This window comes from Clostridioides sp. ZZV15-6388, from assembly GCF_020657755.1.
Lineage (GTDB): Bacteria > Bacillota > Clostridia > Peptostreptococcales > Peptostreptococcaceae > Clostridioides.
Map to the genome: position 1 here is coordinate 34,943 of NZ_JAGWCU010000023.1, position 22,245 is coordinate 57,187.

17 protein-coding genes are annotated in these 22,245 nt (G+C 27.7%); 3 read left to right on the plus strand and 14 right to left on the minus strand.

The window, feature by feature from the left end:
- Positions 1–51: 51 nt before the first annotated feature.
- From KGF48_RS13735 to KGF48_RS13770, 8 genes are all read right to left on the minus strand, one after another.
- Positions 52–1,290, minus strand: coding sequence for a phosphoribosyltransferase family protein (locus tag KGF48_RS13735; protein ID WP_227838854.1), 1,239 nt, complete (start codon positions 1,288–1,290; stop codon positions 52–54).
- Positions 1,268–2,344, minus strand: coding sequence for an HpcH/HpaI aldolase/citrate lyase family protein (locus KGF48_RS13740; RefSeq protein WP_227838855.1), 1,077 nt, complete (start codon positions 2,342–2,344; stop codon positions 1,268–1,270). Before KGF48_RS13740 ends, KGF48_RS13735 begins: the two co-directional genes overlap by 23 nt.
- 60 nt (positions 2,345–2,404) lie before the next feature.
- Entirely contained in the window at positions 2,405–3,541 is a 1,137-nt protein-coding gene (locus tag KGF48_RS13745) for a toxic anion resistance protein (protein WP_227838856.1), read from the minus strand.
- Positions 3,542–5,104, minus strand: coding sequence for a YceG family protein (locus KGF48_RS13750; RefSeq protein ID WP_227838857.1), 1,563 nt, complete (start codon positions 5,102–5,104; stop codon positions 3,542–3,544).
- An 86-nt stretch (positions 5,105–5,190) separates the two neighbouring features.
- Complete coding sequence (locus KGF48_RS13755) at positions 5,191–7,950, minus strand: calcium-translocating P-type ATPase, PMCA-type (protein WP_227868154.1); 2,760 nt, start codon at positions 7,948–7,950, stop codon at positions 5,191–5,193.
- Entirely contained in the window at positions 7,940–8,569 is a 630-nt protein-coding gene (locus KGF48_RS13760; RefSeq protein WP_227829733.1) for a TerD family protein, read from the minus strand. The genes KGF48_RS13755 and KGF48_RS13760 overlap by 11 nt, the downstream gene beginning before the upstream one ends.
- 85 nt (positions 8,570–8,654) lie before the next feature.
- Complete coding sequence (locus KGF48_RS13765; protein ID WP_227829734.1) at positions 8,655–9,233, minus strand: TerD family protein; 579 nt, start codon at positions 9,231–9,233, stop codon at positions 8,655–8,657.
- A gap of 34 nt (positions 9,234–9,267) precedes the next feature.
- A complete protein-coding gene (locus KGF48_RS13770; RefSeq protein ID WP_227829735.1) occupies positions 9,268–9,846 on the minus strand; it encodes a TerD family protein in 579 nt (192 codons plus the stop codon).
- Between the two features lie 328 nt (positions 9,847–10,174).
- On the opposite strand from KGF48_RS13770, the gene KGF48_RS13775 reads away from it, so the two are divergent.
- Positions 10,175–11,611, plus strand: a complete 1,437-nt coding sequence (locus KGF48_RS13775) for a trypsin-like peptidase domain-containing protein (protein ID WP_227850443.1) — start codon at positions 10,175–10,177, stop codon at positions 11,609–11,611.
- Between the two features lie 73 nt (positions 11,612–11,684).
- On the opposite strand, the gene asnB is transcribed toward KGF48_RS13775, so the two are convergent.
- Entirely contained in the window at positions 11,685–13,568 is a 1,884-nt protein-coding gene (asnB, locus tag KGF48_RS13780) for an asparagine synthase (glutamine-hydrolyzing) (RefSeq protein ID WP_227838860.1), read from the minus strand.
- Between the two features lie 171 nt (positions 13,569–13,739).
- On the opposite strand from asnB, the gene KGF48_RS13785 reads away from it, so the two are divergent.
- Entirely contained in the window at positions 13,740–14,444 is a 705-nt protein-coding gene (locus tag KGF48_RS13785) for a superoxide dismutase (RefSeq protein WP_285891640.1), read from the plus strand.
- 112 nt (positions 14,445–14,556) lie between these two features.
- The gene (locus KGF48_RS13790; RefSeq protein WP_227829738.1) at positions 14,557–15,093 is read left to right on the plus strand and encodes a metal-dependent hydrolase; all 537 of its coding nucleotides are present in this window, start codon (positions 14,557–14,559) and stop codon (positions 15,091–15,093) included.
- 127 nt (positions 15,094–15,220) lie between these two features.
- Here the strand turns inward: KGF48_RS13790 and KGF48_RS13795 are convergent, their stop codons facing one another.
- The 5 genes from KGF48_RS13795 to KGF48_RS13815 all read right to left on the minus strand — a co-directional run bounded on the left by KGF48_RS13795 (position 15,221) and on the right by KGF48_RS13815 (position 22,083).
- Complete coding sequence (locus KGF48_RS13795) at positions 15,221–15,841, minus strand: TVP38/TMEM64 family protein (RefSeq protein WP_227829739.1); 621 nt, start codon at positions 15,839–15,841, stop codon at positions 15,221–15,223.
- A gap of 217 nt (positions 15,842–16,058) precedes the next feature.
- Positions 16,059–18,590, minus strand: a complete 2,532-nt coding sequence (locus KGF48_RS13800) for an FAD-dependent oxidoreductase (RefSeq protein WP_227868155.1) — start codon at positions 18,588–18,590, stop codon at positions 16,059–16,061.
- Positions 18,591–18,697: 107 nt separating this feature from the next.
- Entirely contained in the window at positions 18,698–19,315 is a 618-nt protein-coding gene (locus tag KGF48_RS13805; RefSeq protein ID WP_227868156.1) for a PepSY domain-containing protein, read from the minus strand.
- Positions 19,316–19,763: 448 nt separating this feature from the next.
- A complete protein-coding gene (locus tag KGF48_RS13810; RefSeq protein ID WP_227841478.1) occupies positions 19,764–20,648 on the minus strand; it encodes a mechanosensitive ion channel domain-containing protein in 885 nt (294 codons plus the stop codon).
- A gap of 184 nt (positions 20,649–20,832) precedes the next feature.
- A complete protein-coding gene (locus tag KGF48_RS13815) occupies positions 20,833–22,083 on the minus strand; it encodes an MFS transporter (protein ID WP_227829743.1) in 1,251 nt (416 codons plus the stop codon).
- Positions 22,084–22,245: the final 162 nt, after the last annotated feature.

Genomic DNA, 22,245 nt, shown 5'->3' on the forward strand with positions numbered 1-22,245 from the left:
GACTCAACTCCTATCTTAAAACTGTGATATATTTTATCTTGATAAAACATTTTAGCTACAACATACTATAGTCAATTTTTTTATGCTTGTTTTTTTAATTATATCAATAAATTCCAGATAAGAATTCTTACTTTTATCTAACTCAACAAATAAATAACACTCAGAAAAATCATGTCTATCTATGTTGTAAATATAATTTTGAACATCAGAATTATAAAAACTCTTTAATTTAAACTTGCTTCTAATAGGATAATTGTTTTTATCAATATTAATTATTGGACTTCTAGTTGTTGAATGATAGTATATATCACATTGATTTTCTTTTTCTTTTGCAAATAACATTGGTATATACATGAATTCTTCAGTACCTAAAAATAGAACCTTTTCTGCTTTCTTTTTTAAAGATTCTTTACTTTCTATAACTATTTTTTTACTTTCTCTTTTTACAATTTCTTTTAATTTAATTTGTTCTCTTTTGTTAATTCCAAATCTACCTGTATATCTTATATATTTTTTATTTCCAATATAATCTTCTAAATCAACATTGACATGATTTACTATTAAATTTATTTTATCATCCTTCATAATACTTGATTGACTAATAGTACAATTATCATTGTAATTTGCAACAATATCTTCATTTATATCAAAATTAAAGTCTCCTTTAAATAAATACACAAATTCTATCTTACATCCAAGTTCTTTTTCCAGACTACTAATTTTTTTTAAATTTTCATCACTTACCCAATTAAGTATAGAACATATAGTATATTTCTTTTTAGGATAAATACTTTGAATCTTTCTAATTATATTCATACACGTATTAGCTGTAGTAATTTCATCATCTACCAAAATTACTTCATCGCCAAATTTAAAGTTATCTAGCATTTCAAAATATAAATTTTGGTCTGTTGCATGAGAGTGTTCTTCTAAAAAGTCTAAATTTTCTAGCTCATCAAATTGCTCCCTAGTGGTATGAATAAATTCATAATCTCCAGATAAGTAATCAAAAAAGCTATGTCCAACAGCTGTACCAGTTTCGGCAAAAGCTATTACAGTCCCATTTGATGCTACCTTATTTTTTTTATTATAAATCGTGGCCATTAGTTTTCCTAAATTATCCATTTCACTTGGTTTACAAGCTAAATGTTTTCCAAGTTTTTTTGATATAAATAAAAAACGTCTCTTACTGTTATTTCTTATTCCTATATCTAAAAAATCATTTAAATCTAAGTTTAATGGATTATCAACAATGTCAATCTCACAATTAAAATTTAAGCAATTCTTCATAGTCTACTCCTTTATTTAATACACCATATATTTTAGATAAAATCAATGTTTTTTTAGCCCATAAAAAATGAGGATTAGTTTCATTCATTCTCTCACCTAATATGCCTTTACTCACACCATATTTACTATTTGCACTATCAAGTATCTCCAAAGCATCAGTAAAATCTTCATATGATACTGCAGATAAAGCTTGTACAATTTGAATTTGCATTGGATGAATTACTGTCTTTCCAACTAATCCATGAAATTTATCCAATAGTATTTCTTCTATATACTTCTTTCTTATCCCTTCGTTTGTCATATCAAAAAATTCCGATACACCTCCACTTATTGGTATATCTATCTCTGGTCTTTGAAGATATGTAATTACATCTAATATAAACGAAGAACAAATCAAATTATTATATATAGAAAAATTTTTATCTCTTCTTATACCATACATACCTAATATATCAGTTAGACCTATTCTAATACTAAGTATTCTTGATTTATATCTTAAAATAGTATTATATAAATTACTGAAGCTTAATTCTTTATTTTCTTTATATATGAATTCTCTTGTTTCTATTATTGGAATAACATACATATTTTGAAGACCTATAGAATTCAAAACTTCTATACAGTTTTCAATTAACTTCGAATTTGCTTTAGGAATCAATATTCCTGTTATAGTATTATTGTTTTTAATTATAATCTCTTTAATTCTTAGCAATTGCTCTACATCTTTTATTCTCACAAAAATTAATGGTATCCCATCTTTATTAGTTATATTTTCATTGCTAATATTTTTCAAAATCAATTTAAGATTTTCTATAGCCTCAGATTCTCCATTTGCCCCAACAGCATCTTCTAAACAAATAGCTAGTGGTCTAACTCCCTTAACATCACCTATAATACTCTTATAAATCATATTATATTGAGTCGCTGGAACGTATAAAAAAGCACCCAGTGCATATTTCAGTACATCTTTTTCAGTATTGGCATTAAAGTCTTCTGGCACTTTCAAAAAAATTTTCTCTAAATCCTCTTTGCAGATATAATCGAAATATTTCAATGTGTGGCCTCCTCATATACATAGAAAGGGCCAACTTTATCCAAATTAGCCCCTAATATACTACTTATTATAAATTATAGCTGTATTTAATTCTTCTAATCTCTTTGTATTATCCTTGATTGTAACTCTATTATTTTCTTCTATTCTCAGAGTTTCATCTATACCAGATTTAATTGTATTGTACATTTTTTCTAATGTCTCTATTTGCACAGAGCTTGTTCCAGCCATTCTAGCTATTTGTGCACTTTGAGAACTTACATTTTGTGCATTTCTAAGCAATAATTCATTAGTTTTATCATCAAGAGCTTTTAGAGACTTTGCTTGTAATTCTTGCTTTTTAAGTAATATAGCTTGAGATAAACATTGTTTAAATACTGGCAAAGTTACAACAAATGCACTATTGATTTTTCTAATTAAACCATAGTTATTATGTTGCATACCTCTAAGCATAGGTATAGTCTGAATAGCTATATTTTCTGCTATTCTTAAATCATAGACTCTTTGATTTAACATATCATAGACTTTTAATAGTTCTTGATAGTTGACGATATCCATTTGGTCTCCACTAGTCTCTGATTTTTGTTTGAAATATGGTAGTATTTCATTATCCATTTCTTCTACTGCCATTTCTCCAGCAACAATATATTTTTGAAGTTCGTTATAAAAGTCAAAATTTTCATTTAACATAGCGCCAATTTGCTTATTAGAAAGTGCTATATCTCTTTCATATTGTTCAAGTTCAATTTGAATCTTTTCAACTTCTCCTCCCAGTGTTTCATACTTTTGAAACATCATTTCAATAGCATTATTAGCTTTTTTGAAAAGTTTTTGAACAAAATTTGGTTCCTTAGTTTCTTGAAAATCATCTAAATCAAATTTATCCATTATTTTAGTTAAGTGAACAAGCATTTTAGAATTTTCTTCATTTCTATTTAATTTTATCGTGTTTAATAGGCTATCAGAAACTCTCGCTACTCCTTCAGATGCTTTTCTACCAAATTGTAAAATTGTATCTGGATTTTCTACTTCTATAAGAGAAGTTAAAGCCTCAACCTCTTTAGACTTTCTAAGTTCAATTTTTTTATTATTTGTATATTCCATTATATCAAATTTTTCTTCTTGTACAGTCGTAGGTAAATTTTCAACAGTTTCTACAGAATTATTATCTTTTGAAAAATTATTTATATTTATCCCCATTTAAAATCGTCTCCTCTTGCCAAAAATTTTTTTAAGTAAAGGTATTTCATCTTCAAGTAAGTTCAATCTAAGGTCATATACCATTTTATCCAACCTGTGTACATCAATCAATTGGTTATTTATAACATTTTCTATATTATTTTCTCCGCCTGGAGATAATATAATAATATCAAATCCAATTTTACTAAGTAAAAGCATTAGAAATACAACTTCTTTATCAAGCACAATGCTCTTATACATATATATAACCAACTTTGGATTTATGAGAGAGTAATCGAAATTATTCATCATGTGAACAAGCTTTTTATCCATATGAAGTACTGTGAATAAGCCTTTTATTTTATCCTCTCCACTTAGTCCATTTAAAAACATGTTACCTTCTATAAGTTCTTCCACTTTTTCTAAAATCATAATTTGTTGATTTAATGATAATGTTGAAATAGAATACTCTTTATTATTTAAAACAGAATTTTTATCTATAATACCTTTTGAATTTAATACAAATGATAGGCTAAAAGCTTCTCTCGTAAATTCTTTTGAAAATCTATCTATATCTCCATTAAATTCAATGAATGTTGAACTTTCTGAATCTCTTAATAAATCTAAAAACTTAATGTATTCATTTTTATCATTATATATTCCATTGATTTTAGAAAAGAAAACTGGAGTTTCTACTGTAGTATCATTAAACTTAAATCCTGGTCTCAATTTTAATGGCTGATTCCAATATATTGATATTTCATCAATAGTTGAACTTAAAAGCAAGCTTTTTATTTTTCTATCTTGAAGTTGCCAAGGTTTTATAAATCCAGAATCATTTAGCAATTCTTCACTTATTCGTTTTGATGCTTCTGCTCCAACAGTAAAAGCTTTTTTTACAGAACCTTTATCTATCTTTTCACCTGAAACGACTCTATCTTCAAAAGAAACATTTTCTTCTATTATATTAGCCTCTTCTAATTCTATCTTATATTTCTCTAAATTTAAGATACTTATATTACTCTTTGAGTTTGGATTAAGGTATAATATATCAAATCCTGCTAAGTACAATATTAAGAGTAAATAAACTTCATGCTTTTTTATGTCTCCATAAAATATTATTTTTGGAGCATCATTTTTATTTATATCTAAGGCACCAATATAAGTCTTTATCCATGCCATTATTTTCACTATAAAATTTTGTTTAACTCTATCATTAGTAAAGTCTTTTTCTTCCTCTTTTAATACTCTATCTATTGCTTGCTTTATTTTATAATCTATTTCTTCAAACCCTAAAATACTTATATCTGTATCTTCTGTGCTGTTTTTATAATTTTTAAGTCCATTTTTAAAATAATTAATAATGTCAAAATCACTAGGATTTGCTATAGCATCAGTAAATAAGGCAATATCTTTTCTACTATCAATATTTTGCTTAGTCTTAAATATTTCAAGATTATACAAAATCTCATCTTCTAAACCAATATATGAAATAAAATAACTCAGATATCCCTTTGAAGGAGTGTAATTTCCTCTATCTGATTGGCTGGAGAATATTTTTTCAAATACCTTTGAGTCACCCATAATTATCCTCCCAATTTAATTGTTTATTGATAACTGACTCAAAATATATATTTTGAGCCAGTTTGTTATTTTTTATAAAATTTATTTTAAGCTGTTTTCTTTGGTTTTACTAATCTTATTACACATTTTACAACTTCATTGACTACAACTACACTTGCTGCAACACATAAAACTTTTACCCATGTCATAACATCCATAGCTACAGAGTTAAAGAAATCTTGGAATAACTGAGTAAATATTACTTGTGCAATACCTGTTAAAACTATTATTTGTAATGCTAGTTTATTATGTGTAAAGTTTGGGAAAATACTATCTGCACTAAATTCTCTACAGTTAAATGCATTAAATAATGCACTAAAAGCAAATAACGCAAACATTACAGTTCCCTTATGAGCTTCATCAACACCTAAGAAGTTAAATGTAGACTGTAACATTAGTATTGCTGTTATATAGAATGCATTTAATACTATTGTATATACCATTGACTTAGAAATTATATTTGCTTTTCTATCAACAGGTTTTCTATTTAACACATGGTCTCTAACAGGCTCTAAACCTAATGCTAGTGCTGGTGGACCATCCATAATTATATTTACCCACAACAATTGTATTGTTGTAAATGGCATTTCTTGTCCCATAACCTGAGATATTATAGCCACTAAAAATGCAATTACATTTACTGTTAATTGGAATTGAACAAATCTTTGGAAGTTATCATAGATTCCTCTACCCCATTTAATCCCTTTTACAATAGTGCTAAAACTATCATCAGTTAAAATTATATCTGCTGCACTTTTTGATACTTCTGTACCAGATATACCCATTGCTATACCAACATCTGCCTTTGAAAGCGCTGGGGCATCATTTATACCATCACCTGTTACAGCAACAACATCTCCACTCTTTTGAAGAGCTGAAACTATTCTCATTTTACTATCTGGCTTACTTCTTGCAACAATCGAAATAGTTTGTATTTCTTGTTTTAGTTCTTCATCATCTAAAGTATCTATATATGAAGCTTCAACTGCTCTCATATTTCCTTTTAATAGACCTAACTCTTCACCTATAGCTCTTGCTGTATTTATATTATCTCCTGTAAGCATTTTTACAGAAACACCAGCTTTATTTGCTGTATTTACAGATTCTATAACATCTTTTCTAAGTGGGTCTCTTATACCAACAAAACCACTAAATACTAACTCACTTTCCATTGCACTCACATTCATAGAATCACTTTCAGCAGTTACTGCTGCTTCTTCTTCAGCTTGCGAGATTTCTTTATATGCAAAACCTAAAGTTCTCATTGATTTTACTTGTAATTTTTTTATTTCTTCTAAAATCTCATGTTTTATACCTTCAGTTATTGGAACTATGTCTTTTCCTCTTTGGATATATGAACATAGCTCAAGCAAGACTTCTGGTGCTCCTTTTGATAACAACACATGATTATTATCTTGACCTATAACAGATGTCATTCTCTTTGAATCAGAAGTAAAAGGGTTTTGAGCTACTATATTAGATTCTTTTCTAACTTGTCTGTAATCTACATTTTTATAATATAGAAGTAGTGCACATTCTGTAGCACTTCCCAGGTACTTAACATCACTATCATTATGCTCTACATCAGCTGTAGAGTTTATCATACAGTTTTCTTCAAAATAACTATTTATTTCTTCTTCTGAACTCTCAATATATCTTCCATCAATATATGCAACTTCTACTGTCATTCTATTTTCTGTTAATGTACCGGTTTTATCTGAACATATTACAGAAACAGAACCTATAGTTTCACAAGCTTCTTTTTTAGTAACTAAGGCATTTATCTTAGCCATTTTTTGCATAGTTATTGCAAGTGTCATATTTATCATAGTTGGCAGACCTTCTGGAACTGCTGCAACTATTAATGCAACACATACTGTAAATGCTGTTTTAACAGGGTCTATCGATTCTAAAAATGGTAAAATTCCAGACATATCAACATTTAATACATTCTTACTTACCATTTGGAAAACCATGAATATAAATAATAATCCTGCTACTGCACTGGAAACTTTAGCTATCAATCCACCTAAATTTCCAAGCTTTATCTGAAGTGGAGTTTGCTCATCTGCGTCTGATAAGTTTTGAGCAATTTTACCCATTTCACTACTATCTCCAATTGAAGTTACAACTAATATTCCTCTACCATAAGCAACAAGTGTACCACCAAATACCATATTTATTTGTTTTGCAGGAATTGGTTCTTGTACCACTAGTGCTCCTTTAGATTCTATTTCTTCCATTGGAACTACTACATCACATTTTTTAGATACATCATCTGATTCGCCTGTTAACATATCTTCTCTAATTTTAAGATTTATAGTTTCTATAAGTCTACCGTCAGCAGGTACCATATCACCAGTTTCAATATATACTATATCTCCTGGTACTAGTTCACTCTTAGAAATTTGATGTATTTCTCCATCTCTTAGTACTTTAACTTCAATATTTTCAGTCATCTTAGAAAGAGCATCTGCTGCTTTCTTAGAACGACCTTCTGTAATCATACCTATTGCTATACCTATTGCTATAGCTCCTATAATCCCGATTGCATCATGAGTTTCTCCAATTACTGCACTTACTACTGCTGCAATAATTAAAATAACTATCATTGGTTCACTTAAACTGTCTTTTAAATCATCCCAAAAGCTTCCTTCCTCTTTTGGTGTAAATTCATTTAAACCATACTTTTCTCTTCTAGTCTTGACTTCTGATTTTGATAAACCTCTGTCAGGGTTAACAGATAAGTCTTTAGTTACATCTTCTTTGTCAACATTATAATATTTGATATCATTATTAAATTCCATATACACACTCAATCCTGTCTAAATTTTGCATTACTTCTTTAAGACCCGCATCTTTTGTTCCTTCACCTATTGCTTTAAACTGCCAACTTCCATCTTTTCTATATATAGCCCCTACTATAAGAGTAGTTTTTTCCGAATAATTATCAGATAAATTATACTTCGCTATTTCCTTTTTATTACTTTGGTCCTCAACTCTTATATAGGCATTTTTTATCATCCCAAAGTGTTGTTTTCTGTCTATACAATTGTATATATTTACTACAAATAATAATCTGTGAATATTTGATGGAACTTTATCTAAATTAACTAGAATTTGTTCATCATCACCCACACCTTCACCAGTTAGGTTATCTCCTGTATGTAAAACTGACTTACAGGCACTTTTTAAGTTTCCAAAATAAATTAAGTCTTTTATACCACTTAATTTTCCTTCCTGATTTAGCATAAATACAGATGCATCGCAATCTATATCAGCTTGTCCTCCGCCAAATAAAGACTTAAGGAATCCTCCACCTGATTGTTGCACAGGGTCCCATCCTAAGCCCACAAGTATACTACTCAATCCAGGGTTGGATTTTTTTAAATCTATTTTATCACCTTTTGATAAATTAATCGACATACTAAACCTCCATAAAATTTTATATAATATAACCTATACATTATTTGTATAGGCTACTTATATTTAATATACTGTGTTACTCATACTAAACACTTAATCCATAGTTTCTGCAAAGTGCTTCTAAGCCACCTTCAAATCCTGCTCCAACTGCACTAAACTTCCATTCTCCATTATATTTATATATCTCACATACTGTAATTGCAGTCTCTATACTAAATTCTTCGCCTAAGTCATATCTTAATATTTCTTCGTCATTTTCAGAGTTTAAAACTCTTATATATGAGTTGCTTACTTGTCCAAAGTTTTGTTTTCTTTCAGCAGCTTCATATATTGTAACTGTTACAGCTATTTTTTGTATATGCTTTGGCATTGTATCTAAGTTTACTAATATTTCTTCGTCATCTCCATCACCTTCACCAGTTCTATTATCACCTAAATGCTCAACTGCTCCAGATGAATGTTTTAAGTTATTATAGAATATAAAATCTTCATCTCTTTCAACTCTTTGAGATTCTCCTACCATAAAAACACTGACATCTAAATCGTAATCATAACCACTATCAAATGAATTTGTATCCCATCCTAATCCAAGTTTAATATTTTTAAGACCTGGATTTCCCTTAGTTAAATCAATTTTTTGTCCTTTTTTTAATACTATAGCCATGGAAAATACCCCCTCTAGTTTATTATATTTAAAATTATAAGTTTATTCCAAAGTTTCCACATAAAGCAGCAAGGCCACCTTCAAAACCAGAACCTAGTGCGTTAAATTTCCATTCTCCATTGTGTTTATATATTTCAGCTACTACTATAGCTGTCTCTATACTAAAATCTTCACCTAATTCATACTTTATTAGTTCTTCATTTGTATCTTTATCTACTATTCTTATATAAGAATTACTTACTTGCCCAAAATTTTGTGTTCTTTCTGTTGCATCATGAATTGTAACTGTAAAAGAAATTTTGCTTATTTCTCCAGGAATCTTAGATAAATCAACAACTATTTGCTCATCATCTCCATCACCTTCACCAGTTCTATTATCACCTAAATGTTCAACTGCTCCAGAAGTATGCTTTAAATTGTTGTAAAATACAAAATCTCCATCATTAGTAACACTTCCACTTACTCCTGTTAAAAATGCTGCTGTATCTAAGTCAAAGTCAAATCCACCATCATACTTGTTAGTGTCCCATCCTAACCCTACTAAAATATTTTTAAGCCCTGGGTTTCCTTTAGTTAAATCAACCTTTTGGCCTTTTGATAATGTTATACCCATAATTTATCGCTCCCTTGTTAATTTTAGCTAAACAAATCTTGCTAATTATTTATCTTTTTCTTTAATCATATTATAACATTTTTTATTCATTTGTGAATAAAACTTAGTTGATATTTTTAAAATATAATTAAAAAAATGTTTATATTTCTTACTTTTTACATAGATTTTACATATTTTTTTAAAGAGATAAAATCTATGTTTAATATGTAATTATATATCATTTATATCTACAAGTATACATTTTATTTTGAAACTACAAAATTCTTGTACTATATTGTTTTAAGATGTTTTATAATAGATTATATCATCTTATTAGAGGAGAAAAAATATGATTTGTACTATTAAACCATTAAAAGTTGTAATAAAGAATTCAAAAGAGCCTTTAAATGAATTTATGTCTAGTAAGTCTTATACAAATAAGAGTTCTTCTTATATTAAAGAAGTCTACTTTACACGATATATAGGTATTGAAGATTCTATTGATAAATACATAAAAAACATCAAAAATATAGATACTCATCTTTTTAATAATACAACTGTTCCCTATATTAGGCTAAACAACTTAAATATAAATTTTGATAAATCCCAAACAGATAAGATGCTCAATACTTTCAATACTTATAATGATGCTAAATTTAACAGTTGGAGCTTATACAATATTGAATTTCCTTGTAAAATAGAAAATGATACCTTAGATTGGACAAAAAAAATTGCATTTAAAAGTACATTAGAGTTGTTTTCTAAAAACACACCAAATTCAACACCTTCTATTGTTAAAAACTTTGCTGTTAAACTTTTATGTTGGATAGATTATTTTCTACCCAAATTATTTTATAATAAAGTCAAAATTGATGTTTCACCCAAAGTAGTGTATTTTGGAAATATTAAAAGACAGGAACTTTTTTTCTTGTATTTTTTATCACAGCTTGGATGTGATATTTTGTACATAAATCCTCATAAAGATATCCTTGATTTATATCCTGAATGTTCTAGATTTTCTACTTTAGTTGAACTTTCTAAAAAAAGTCCAACTATGCTAGATATACCTTTAGAAAAATTAAATACAGATATAAATAAGAATATCAATAATAACAAAACTTATACGCCTATAAATAAACCTCAATCTGAACAAACTTCTGTTGACACAAGCTTTACATCTGGAAAAAATAAAAAAGATAAAGAAATAGAACTTACATATGAAGAACTCGCAAAATTATCAACTTCTGTTGTTATGATTGTTGTGTGTGATAATGAAAATAAACCATTCAAGAGTGGCTCTGGAGTAGTCATAAATAGTGAAGGTTATATACTTACAAATCTCCATGTAGTTAATGAAGGCTATTCATTTTTAGTTAGATTTGAAAATGATGATAAAGTTTATACATCGTATCAAATCATAAAGTACCACTCAGATTATGATTTAGCTGTAATAAAAGTTGATAGAAAATGTAAAGCGATACCAGTCAAGGTCAGCAAAAAACCTGTAAGAGGTCAAAAAATAGTTGCGATTGGAAGCCCTTTAGGTCTTTTCAATACAGTTTCAGATGGAATTATCTCTGCTTTTCGTGACTTTGAAACAGTTCAAATGATACAATTTACAGCTCCAATCTCTAGTGGTAGTTCTGGAGGGGCTCTTTTAGATATGTTTGGCAATTTACTTGGATTAATTTCTGCTGGGTACGATGATGGACAAAACTTAAATCTAGCAGTGGAAAGTCATCTTGTCAAAATATTTGCCAGTAATTTTATCGAAATAATAAACTAATTTGCTCTTGCTTCATGCCAATAGAGGGGGCGAGAACATTATATATGTTCGCCCTCTGTATGTCATGCAAAAATTAATATTTGATGTTTTTATGCTCTATAAACAATTGATACCATAGACAAAATGTAAATATAGTCCATATTTTTCTTGAATTATCTTTGTGACCTTTTAGATGTTCATCTAAAAGTTTTATTATATATTTTTTATCAATAAACTCGTCTACATTTGCATTAGAAATAGTATCTCTTACAACATCGCCTAAATCATCTTTTAACCAAACTCTTATTGGCGTTGGAAATCCTAATTTTTTTCTCTGAATAACATGTTCTGGTACTATATCTTTAAAGGACTCTCTAAGTAGCACTTTTGTATTATTTTTTGTTATTTTTTGTTCAACTCTTAAATTTTTTGCTACATCAAATACATCTTTATCTAAAAAAGGTACTCTAAGTTCTAGATGCTCAGCTACAGAGAATTTATCAACTTTTTGAAGTATATCACCTTGAAGCCATGTATTTACATCTATATGTTGCATTTTACTTATATAATCGTAATTATTTTTCTGCGCTTCTCTGTATAAATTTGATAATAAATACTCATGTATATTCTTTTCCTTATATTTAAAAAAGAATCTTTTCACTTCATTATTTTCAAAAATCTTCGCATTTCCTATATATCTCTTTTCTAAAGGTGTTGTAGCTCTATAAAGATAATTTTTGCCTTTTATATTAGGCATAAGCTCTGAAACTCTATTTAATACACCTCTAATATACACTGGTGAGTTTATAACTGATTTCACATTATTATATTCCTTGTATACATTGTATCCTCCGAATAATTCATCAGCACCTTCTCCAGACAACGCTATTTTAACATATTTACTAGCTTCTTTAATTAAAAAATAAAGACCTACTCCTGATGGGTCTGCCACAGGGTCATCCAAAAAATAAATTACACTAGGCAATGCTTTTATATAGTCATCTTGTGTTATGTTAAGTGGAATGTTTTCTATGCCCAATTTATCAGCTGTTTTTTTAGCTATTTCCAATTCACTATATCCTTTAACATTAAAACCTAGTGAAAAAGACTTTATATTTGGATTAATTTGTGAAGCTATAGATGTTATAATTGATGAATCTATACCACCAGACAAAAATGTTCCAACAGGTTTATTTTCTGATACCTGTCTTCTTACCGAATCTATTACTACATTTCTCACTTCTTCTTCGCCTATATCTCTATTTCCTAAATGGTTCTTACTGTAAAAAAATTTTGTACTACTCCTAAATTCAAGTTTATTATATCTCTTTAAAGATAGTATTCCATTTTCCACTCTAAAAAAATGTCCTGCTGGTATCAATCTTATCCCTTGTATCATAGTATCTTCAGGAAGAACATATTGAAACGAAAAATAACTCTGTAAACTTCGTTCATTTATGTTTAGTTTTTTAATATACTCCAGTATAAATTTATATTCTGATGCAAAGATTATCACTTTTTCTTTATTTATATAGTAAAGTGGTTTTATTCCAAATAAATCTCTTGCCCCAAATATACTTTCATCTTTTTTATCATATATTATAAAGCTAAACATCCCTTTTATCTTATGTACACAATTTTTTCCAAATGCTATATAAGATGTTAATAAGATTTCAATATCACTATCTGTAGAAAAGCTGTACCCTTTTTTAATCAATTCTTCTTTTATCTCACAACTATTATATATCTCACCATTTAAAACTATAACCTTTCCATCTTTTTCAAATGGTTTAACTCCATGTATAACATCTATTACATCAAATCTATTAAAATCAAACTCTTTTTCCTCACCTTTTAAGTATTCTCTACTATCAAGACTTATATGATTTATATTATTTACAGATTCTTTTATTTTAAATTTAATATCTTCTTTTCCAGATATATCTCCTTTATAATAAATTGAAATATTGCCACACATATTATCAAATTTCCTTCCTATTTTTTAGTATTATCCTGTATTTCATAGTTTTGTCTTTGCCTTCAAAACTTATTCAATTTTAAAAAAATTACTATCAAATTTTTATAAATTATCTGCTAATCTTTCATAATTTTTTAATTTCTAGAAATACTATATTAGGAGGTGATTTTTATGAAGAAAAAAATGTTAATACCAGTTATTATGTCTTTATTTATACTTTCACAGTGTATAACTTTATTTGCTTTTACACCCGAAAATAACAAGTTTAAGGTTAAACCATTACCTTATGCTTATGATGCACTTGAGCCCTATATAGATAAAGAAACTATGATTTTACATCATGATAAACATTATCAAGCTTACGTTGATAAGTTAAATGCAGCTCTTGAAAAATATCCTGAGCTTTATAATTATTCTTTATGTGAATTATTACAAAACTTAGATTCTTTACCTAAAGATATTGCTACAACAGTAAGAAATAATGCAGGTGGTGCTTACAATCATAAATTCTTTTTTGATATAATGACTCCTGAAAAAACTATACCTTCTGAATCTTTAAAAGCAGCTATTGACAGAGATTTTGGTTCTTTTGAAAAATTCAAAGAAGAATTCCAAAAAGCAGCTTTAGATGTTTTTGGTTCTGGTTGGGCTTGGCTAGTAGCTACTAAAGATGGTAAATTGTCCATTATAACTACTCCAAACCAAGATAGTCCTGTAAGTAAAAACTTGACTCCTATCATAGGTCTTGATGTTTGGGAACATGCTTACTATTTAAAATATCAAAACAGAAGAAATGAATATATTAACAATTGGTTTAATGTAGTTAATTGGAATGGAGCTTTAGAAAATTACAAAAATTTAAAATCTCAAGATTAATTAAATATTAAAATCCTTTTGAAAAAAACTTATGTTTGCTATATAATATAATAAAAGATAGTCTAAATTTACCAATATTATGTTTATAGTGACGATTCAGGAGGATTTTTATATGATAAAAGAAACACATGAAAGGGGAGGATATATATTAGCACTTTTGATACTCCCCTTTATAAATAATATATATTTAGTCAAATACGATACTACATATAAAATAGTATTAATTATAGTCTATATCTATTTTGCATATTTAGGTTCATTATTTCCAGATATAGATATGAGAGGTTCTTACATAAGCAAAAAGTTTATATTAATTTACAAGTTATTTGGAAGTAGGTTTAGACACAGAGGGTTTACTCATAGTCTTCTTGCCTTATTACTCATTGGTAGTTTTTTTAAGTCTCTAACAATCTTTACTAACAACAATATAGTTTTTTCATGTCTGTCTAGTGGATTTATAATAGGATATTTTTCTCACATGTGTCTTGACCTTATTACGAAAGAAGGTATCGAATTGTTTTTTCCCATTACTATAAACATTTCCTTACTCCCTATAAAAACTAGCTCGAAAACAGAAAAATTCATATCTAAACTTTTAAACTTCATAGTTATTTTTTTAATCGGATATCAATTTTACATTTTATTTTAATATATTTTTATAGCTATATATTTATAAATCAATTAATAAATTAAAAAAATTGTCTTAAAAGAATACTTTTAAATTTAAAATTTATTTAAATCTAATTCTTTTAAGACAATTTTATTTTTTTGACAAGTTAAATTCTTTTGTTATTTCTATCATTATCGTGTTTTTTATGATGAAATTCATAATTATGATTTTCAAGGTTTTTATTAACTTTACTTCCAATTTTCCATGATAAAAATACTAGTAGTATAAATGATGCTATCTTTAGTGGGCTTGTTATAAATCCTTCTATATCACTTGCCACATAACTTATTACTATAAACATTACAAATTTTCCTGCCAACATTGCTGGAACAAAATCTTTTATATCTTTTTTACAAAAAGCTGATGCAACAGTAACTAAACATCCAGGCATAAATGGACAAGCATATGCTATAAATAGCAGTTTAAATCCCTGTTTGTCCATCCAACTTATTGCTCTTTCAGTTTTACTATTTCTCAACTTATTAAAAAGTCTACTATCAGTAAATCTACTTATTAATAAAAACAATGAGGTTGTCCCAAGCCCTGAGCCAATCCATGATAACAAACACCCAAGTAATAACCCTTGTATCGCAGCATTTGCTGTAACTATCGCCACAAGTGGTAAGGCTGGTATAAAGCTTTCTATAAATGCACTTAATAAACCAATTATTGTGGCTAACACCCAATAGTTTTGAGTTAAATCAAGTAATTCTTGTATATACTGCATATTGCTTTTCCCCTTTTTTTAACTTTAACTATTATTATATACTCTATATTACTATTACATACCAATTTCAAAAAGGAATCTAATATTCAAAAGTAAATAATTTATGTAAATTTACAGTTAAGGTATATTTATTTTATTATATATTATAACAAAAAAGTCTTAAAATATGAATCTATCATATTTCAAGACTTTTTCTTTTTATCTGGATATATTTAAACTATAGTATATCTGACTTCATAATATCTTCAAAGTCCCCTTTTTCAGATATCAATCTTATCAATTTAACAGTACAACTTAAATCATTTATAAGTATAGCTCCTACTAATGAACCATCTTTCATAAATAACTTTTTATATACTCTTTTACCTTCATCTTTTGATGAAATTTCTTTATCAAAATCTTGTATATTACCAATACTAAATACTTTAACATTCATTGCATCTAATGAAACTGGATATACATCACTTTCAAATTTCAAACTATCTCCACTTGCATTTGCTCCTGCTATTTTTCCCATTTCTACTGAAGATGGCCATATTGCTAGACTAGTATTTCCTACTTGTGCAACATCTCCACAAGCATATATATCTTTAACAGTTGTCTGTAATGTATTATCTACAACAATACCTCTATCAATTTTTACAGATGTATCTTGAACCATTTGAGTATTTGCTCTCACTCCAATTGAAAAGACTACCATATCACAGTCAACACTATTGCCATCTTTAAATACAACTTTTTGAGCCTTTCCATCACCATCAATACCATCAACTGCCACACCTAATCTTACATCTATGCCTGTATCCCTTACACATTGTTCTAGTATTTTACTTCCTTCTTTATCAAGTTGTTTTGATAATATACCATCCATTGCTTCAACTACTACTACTTCTAAGCCTTTTAATTTGAATTCCCATGCTGCTTCAAGACCTAATAGTCCTCCACCAATTACTACAACTTTCTTAGACTTCTCTAATGCTTCTTTTACATTATATAAGTCTTTTATATTTCTAAGTGTAAATACATTTTCTAAATCATGACCTTTAATTGGTGGTATGAAGTTTCTACTTCCTGTAGCTATTACAAGCTTATCAAATTTAATAGCACCATCATTTACTACAATAGTTTTATTTGCTTCATCTAATTTATCTACATTTGTTCCTAATATTACTACTATATTGTTTTCGTCATACCAAGCTTTATCTTCCATATAGAAATCAGAATTAAGTTCTTCATTTATACCATCAGAAAGTGCAGGTCTGTAGTAAGTTAACTCCTCCTCATTAGAAATCATAGTTATCTTACAAGTCTTATTTCTTTTTCTTATAGCATCTGCTGCATAGAAACCAGCTGCACCATTTCCTACTATAACAAAATATTCATCAGTATCTTTTCTAAAAGTAACCTCATCTTCTTCAACTTCTATAAATTGGTCCTCTTTGGCTCCACATACAGGGCATATACTAGGAGCACTATCTCCTTCAAATACTTCGTTACAAATTACACATTTAAACTTTTTAGTTTTCTTTTTACTTCCAAAAGTAGAGTTTAACTTATCTAAGAATTTTCCTGTATAAGCATATAATTTGTCAACTTCTTCTCCTGATGGTTTAAAGTTAACAGCAAATGGTTTCACTGTTGTCATTCTAAGCTGATTGATTCTCTCCATAGCATTTTCTATACCTTCTCCACTCCATCCATATGAACCAAATACTGATGCAACTTTTCCACCATGAAGAACTGGATTTAAAGATACTAATATATCCCATATAGGTTTTAACGCATCTCCTAATATTGTTGGTGTTCCAAATAATACACCTTGTGATACTGCTATTTTAGCTAGAATTTCTTCTTGCTTATGTTCTATTACATCAAATAAATTCACTTTATAATTGCTATTTTTTTCAATATATGATTTTATAGCTTCTGCCATGATTTTTGTATATCCATGTGCAGAAACATAACAAATTGTAACTTCTTTTTCTAATTTTACTTGTTCATTTACACTCCAATTATAATAAAGGTCTATAATTTTTCTAGGATTTTCAGTCAATACTGGTCCATGACCTGGACACACTATGTCTATATCTAAATCTTTTATCTTTTCTATAGCAGTTACCATAGATGGTTTAAATGGTCCCATTATACAATCATAATAATATCTTAAAGCATCTAAGTAATCCTTTTCTTCATCTTCATTAAGAGTGTTTACTATCTTATCATTACTATAATGACTTCCAAATGAATCACATGTTACAAGGGTTTTATCCTCTTTTATATATGTGTATATAGTATCTGGCCAATGAAGCATAGGTACAGAGAAGAATTCTAAAGTTTTATCACCTATTGATAGCACATCTCCATCTGCAACTGCAATATATTCAAAATCTTTGTTTACGATTTCCTTTAGATACTTAATGGCAGTTTCTGAAGCTACTACTTTTGCATTTTTTGCTAAATCTAAAAGTTTTTCAACGCTTCCTGCATGGTCTGGTTCAGTATGACTTACCACAATATAGTCAATTTTTTCAAAATCTATATTTAAATCATTTAATCTTTCAATATATTTGTCAAAATGTTTATCCTTCACTGTCTCAAATAAAACTGTTTTTTCTGTTCCTTTTAAAACATATGAATTATAAGTTGTTCCATAAGGTGTATACATAATTATGTCAAATACTCTTAAATCAGGGTCGAGCGAACCTACCCAATATAAATTTTCTTTTATTTTCAGTGATTTTAATGACATACCGTACTCCTCCTAAAATAATTATTTAACCTTTTTATACCCTATTTGTTATATTTTAAACAAATTTTATTTAAAAAAGAATTTATTTTAAAAGCAACTTAAAACTTTTAATCTTCTTTTTCTACCTCCAGTATAGTTCCTTTTTTAGAATCTACCTTTATGTCATATTCATTTTTTTCTTTATCTATTCTTATTTTATAAAAAGTAGCATCTAAATCTTTATCTAAACTCCATTCTTTTACTATTCCATCTTGTTCTTTTAATGCAATTTCCATAGCTTTTTGAGGTGTTATTATATCATTTAAATTTAGTTTTTCTTCTCTAGCTTTACCATTTAAATCTTCTGAATCCAATTTTTCAGTTTTATCTTGTAATACATCCTTTGTATTAACATCTATTTTCATCTTATACTCATTGTTATCATCTACACCTTCAACCGTATAAACATATTTATTTAAATCACTTTCAAGACTTAAATCTACTATATCAGCATCCTTATATTTGTCTTTAAATATATTTATTGCATCTGTATAAGGTACTTTGAAATCTTGCTCCATTAAACTTTCATCCATTTTGCCATCTTTTAAATCACTATTTGATGCATTGGCTTCTTTTTTTGTGTCACCATTTTGAGGCGCTTGTCCTGAATTTGAATTTCCACTACATGCAGTCAATAAACCTGCAATAAGTATACTTGCTACTAATAAATATAGTTTTTTACACATAAAAATCCTCCTTAAATAATTAATTTATTCTATATTATGCCCTTTAAATCCTTTATTTACCCTTTTATATTGCAGATACTTCTTACTTTATTTTAATAGTTTCAAGGCCTTATAATCTATACTTAAGAAGCTAAAAATCTATTTTAATATTATTTATATGAAAATTAACCTAAATAATAATATATGAGTATAAATTTTTAAAGTTCTAATATAATACCTGTTTATAAATCATAATTATTCTTAAGAATAGAAATGTTGAATATATCGCTCAAAGATGAAATATTTTTAAAATCTATATAATATAATTTATTATACCAGAATTTTAAAATTTAAATCTATAAGATAGTAAAAATCATTATTAATTAAACATAAATATAAAAAATCTACATAAAGTAAATACAACTGAAAGGGATGCTATTTAAAACATCCCTTTTCTATAATTAAAAACTTAAATTTTATTTAGTTCTCTGACTGTTAAATCCATTTTAGGATATGGTATTGTAATTCCTTCTTCATCAAATCTAACTTTAACCTCTTCTAATAAATCCAGGTAAATTGTCCAATAGTCTTCTGTCTTACACCAAACCCTAATTGCAAATTTAATTGCATTATCTCCATGTTCAACTATTCCTATAAATGGTTCTGGTTCATTTATTATTAATTTATGTTTGTTTACAATTTCTTTTAAGACTCTTCTAACATGTAATATATCATCTTCATATCCTACACTAAAAACTAAATCAACCCTTCTAGTATTTTTTGCAGAATAATTTATCAAACTATCATTTGATACAGAACCATTTGGTATAAGTATCTGTTTATTATCTGGAGTAGCTAATTGTGTATAAAAAAGACCTATTTGCTCAACTGTTCCTCCATGACCTGCTGCTTCTATGTAATCTCCTACTTTAAATGGTCTAATCAGAAGTATAATAAATCCTCCAGCAAAATTTGATAAACTACCTTGCAGTGCCAAACCTATCGCTACCCCTGCTGAAGCTATTACAGCAGCAAAACTAGATAAACTCATACCCCAGTATTCAAGAACAACTATTATAACAGCAACTTTAAGTACACTTAAAAGAAGAGATTTCAAAAACTTTCTTAACGTTAAATCAACATCTCTTTTACCAAGAACTGTCATGACATGGTTTACAATTTTTTTTATTATTTTAAATCCAATGGAAAGTATAAGTAGACCTATTATAAGTTTTACTCCACTTGTAGTTGCCCATTCCAAAAGGCTTTCCATCAAACCGCCCATGTCCATTTTATTAATATCTAGATTATTTAAATCTAACTTACTTATATCATCTATTTTTGTTGTATCCATAGAAAAAACTCCTTACTTTATATTTTAGAACCAATATTATAGTTTAAAGTTCTTATTTTTCTATTTAATATGATACAATATCATTTAATCATAGTAAACAAGATTTATATTCCAGTTAGCTCTTTTTTCTAAATCCAAACCCTCTATTATTTACAGAACTTTATGCTAAGTCACTCCGAAAATGCTACTTAGTTTTAAAATCATCATTTTTTACACCAATATGAGATGCTATTATAGTTATAATACTTAATACTATAAATACAATAAATCCTCTTTTGTATCCATCAACTGTATTGTAGAAATTTATTTGTAAAGATATAGCTATGATTAAATTAATAATACCGCTTCCTATAAATTCAAAAGTATTAATAACACTAGTTGCTAATCCAGAATAAATCTCTTTATTCTTATATTTAGCATCATTAAATACTTGTAAATGTGACATGACTATACACCCCATTATAAAAAATGCTACTGGTAAAAACATTATTGGTGGTTTTACTTTGAAAACAATTACAATTATTATCCATATAAATAAGTCTATCATTGCACCATACTTTATTATGTTAAACTTGCTAGACTTTATTTTTGCAAACACAAAATCCATAATTATTGAACCAAATATAAATCCATATGTAAAAAATGATACTATAAATGCAGAAAAACTCTTGCTAACTCCATAAACGTCCATTATGTATCTTACTCCCCAAAGACTTGTAAATGCACTTGTTAAACCTACAAAAGAAAACATTATTATTGAATTATACCATGTTGACTTATTGACTATAACAGACTTAACCCCTTCAATAATACTAATTTTTTCTGATTCTTCATAAATATCAACATTTACATTAAATCCATATTCTCTTGGTGTATCTCTAACAATAATATACATACAACATCCAATTAAAATACCTATTATACCTATTAATAAAAATGAATTTCTCCAACCAATAAATTCAGATAAAAATACTAGCGGAAAAGTAGCAAGAACTCCTCCCACATTTCCAACAAATGAGAACTTAGCTGTTGCAGAAGCAAACTCTGATTTATCAAACCATCTACCTTGAATTTTTAAGATACAAAGTAGTATTACTGAGGTTCCTGCTCCTACAATTATACGAGAAATATATGCTAATTCTATATTTTGTATTAATCCAAATAATATAGAACCTACACTCGCTGTTATTATTCCAATACTACTAATCTTTCTTGCTCCATATTTATCAATTAATATACCTGCTGGTATTTGCATAAGTGCATATGAGTAAAGGCAAAATGATGCTATATTTGATATTTGTATAGAATTAAAGCCTAACTCTTTTGCTAAATTATCTGAGACAACAGCAGTTGACATCCTTAAAAATAAGACTAAAATAAATGAAAATGTAATTATGCCCCAAACACTCCATTTAGTCTTTGTATAACTTTTCATATTTTCTCCCTCAAATCCATGTAGTTTTAGCTTTTATTACTCTGTTTGTAGACTTTCTATTTGCAGTATTTGCTTATAATAATTTTGTAATTATTTATCAAAATTTTTAGCATTCATTTCTATTATATAATACACATACACATTTAACCATATATAAGAATT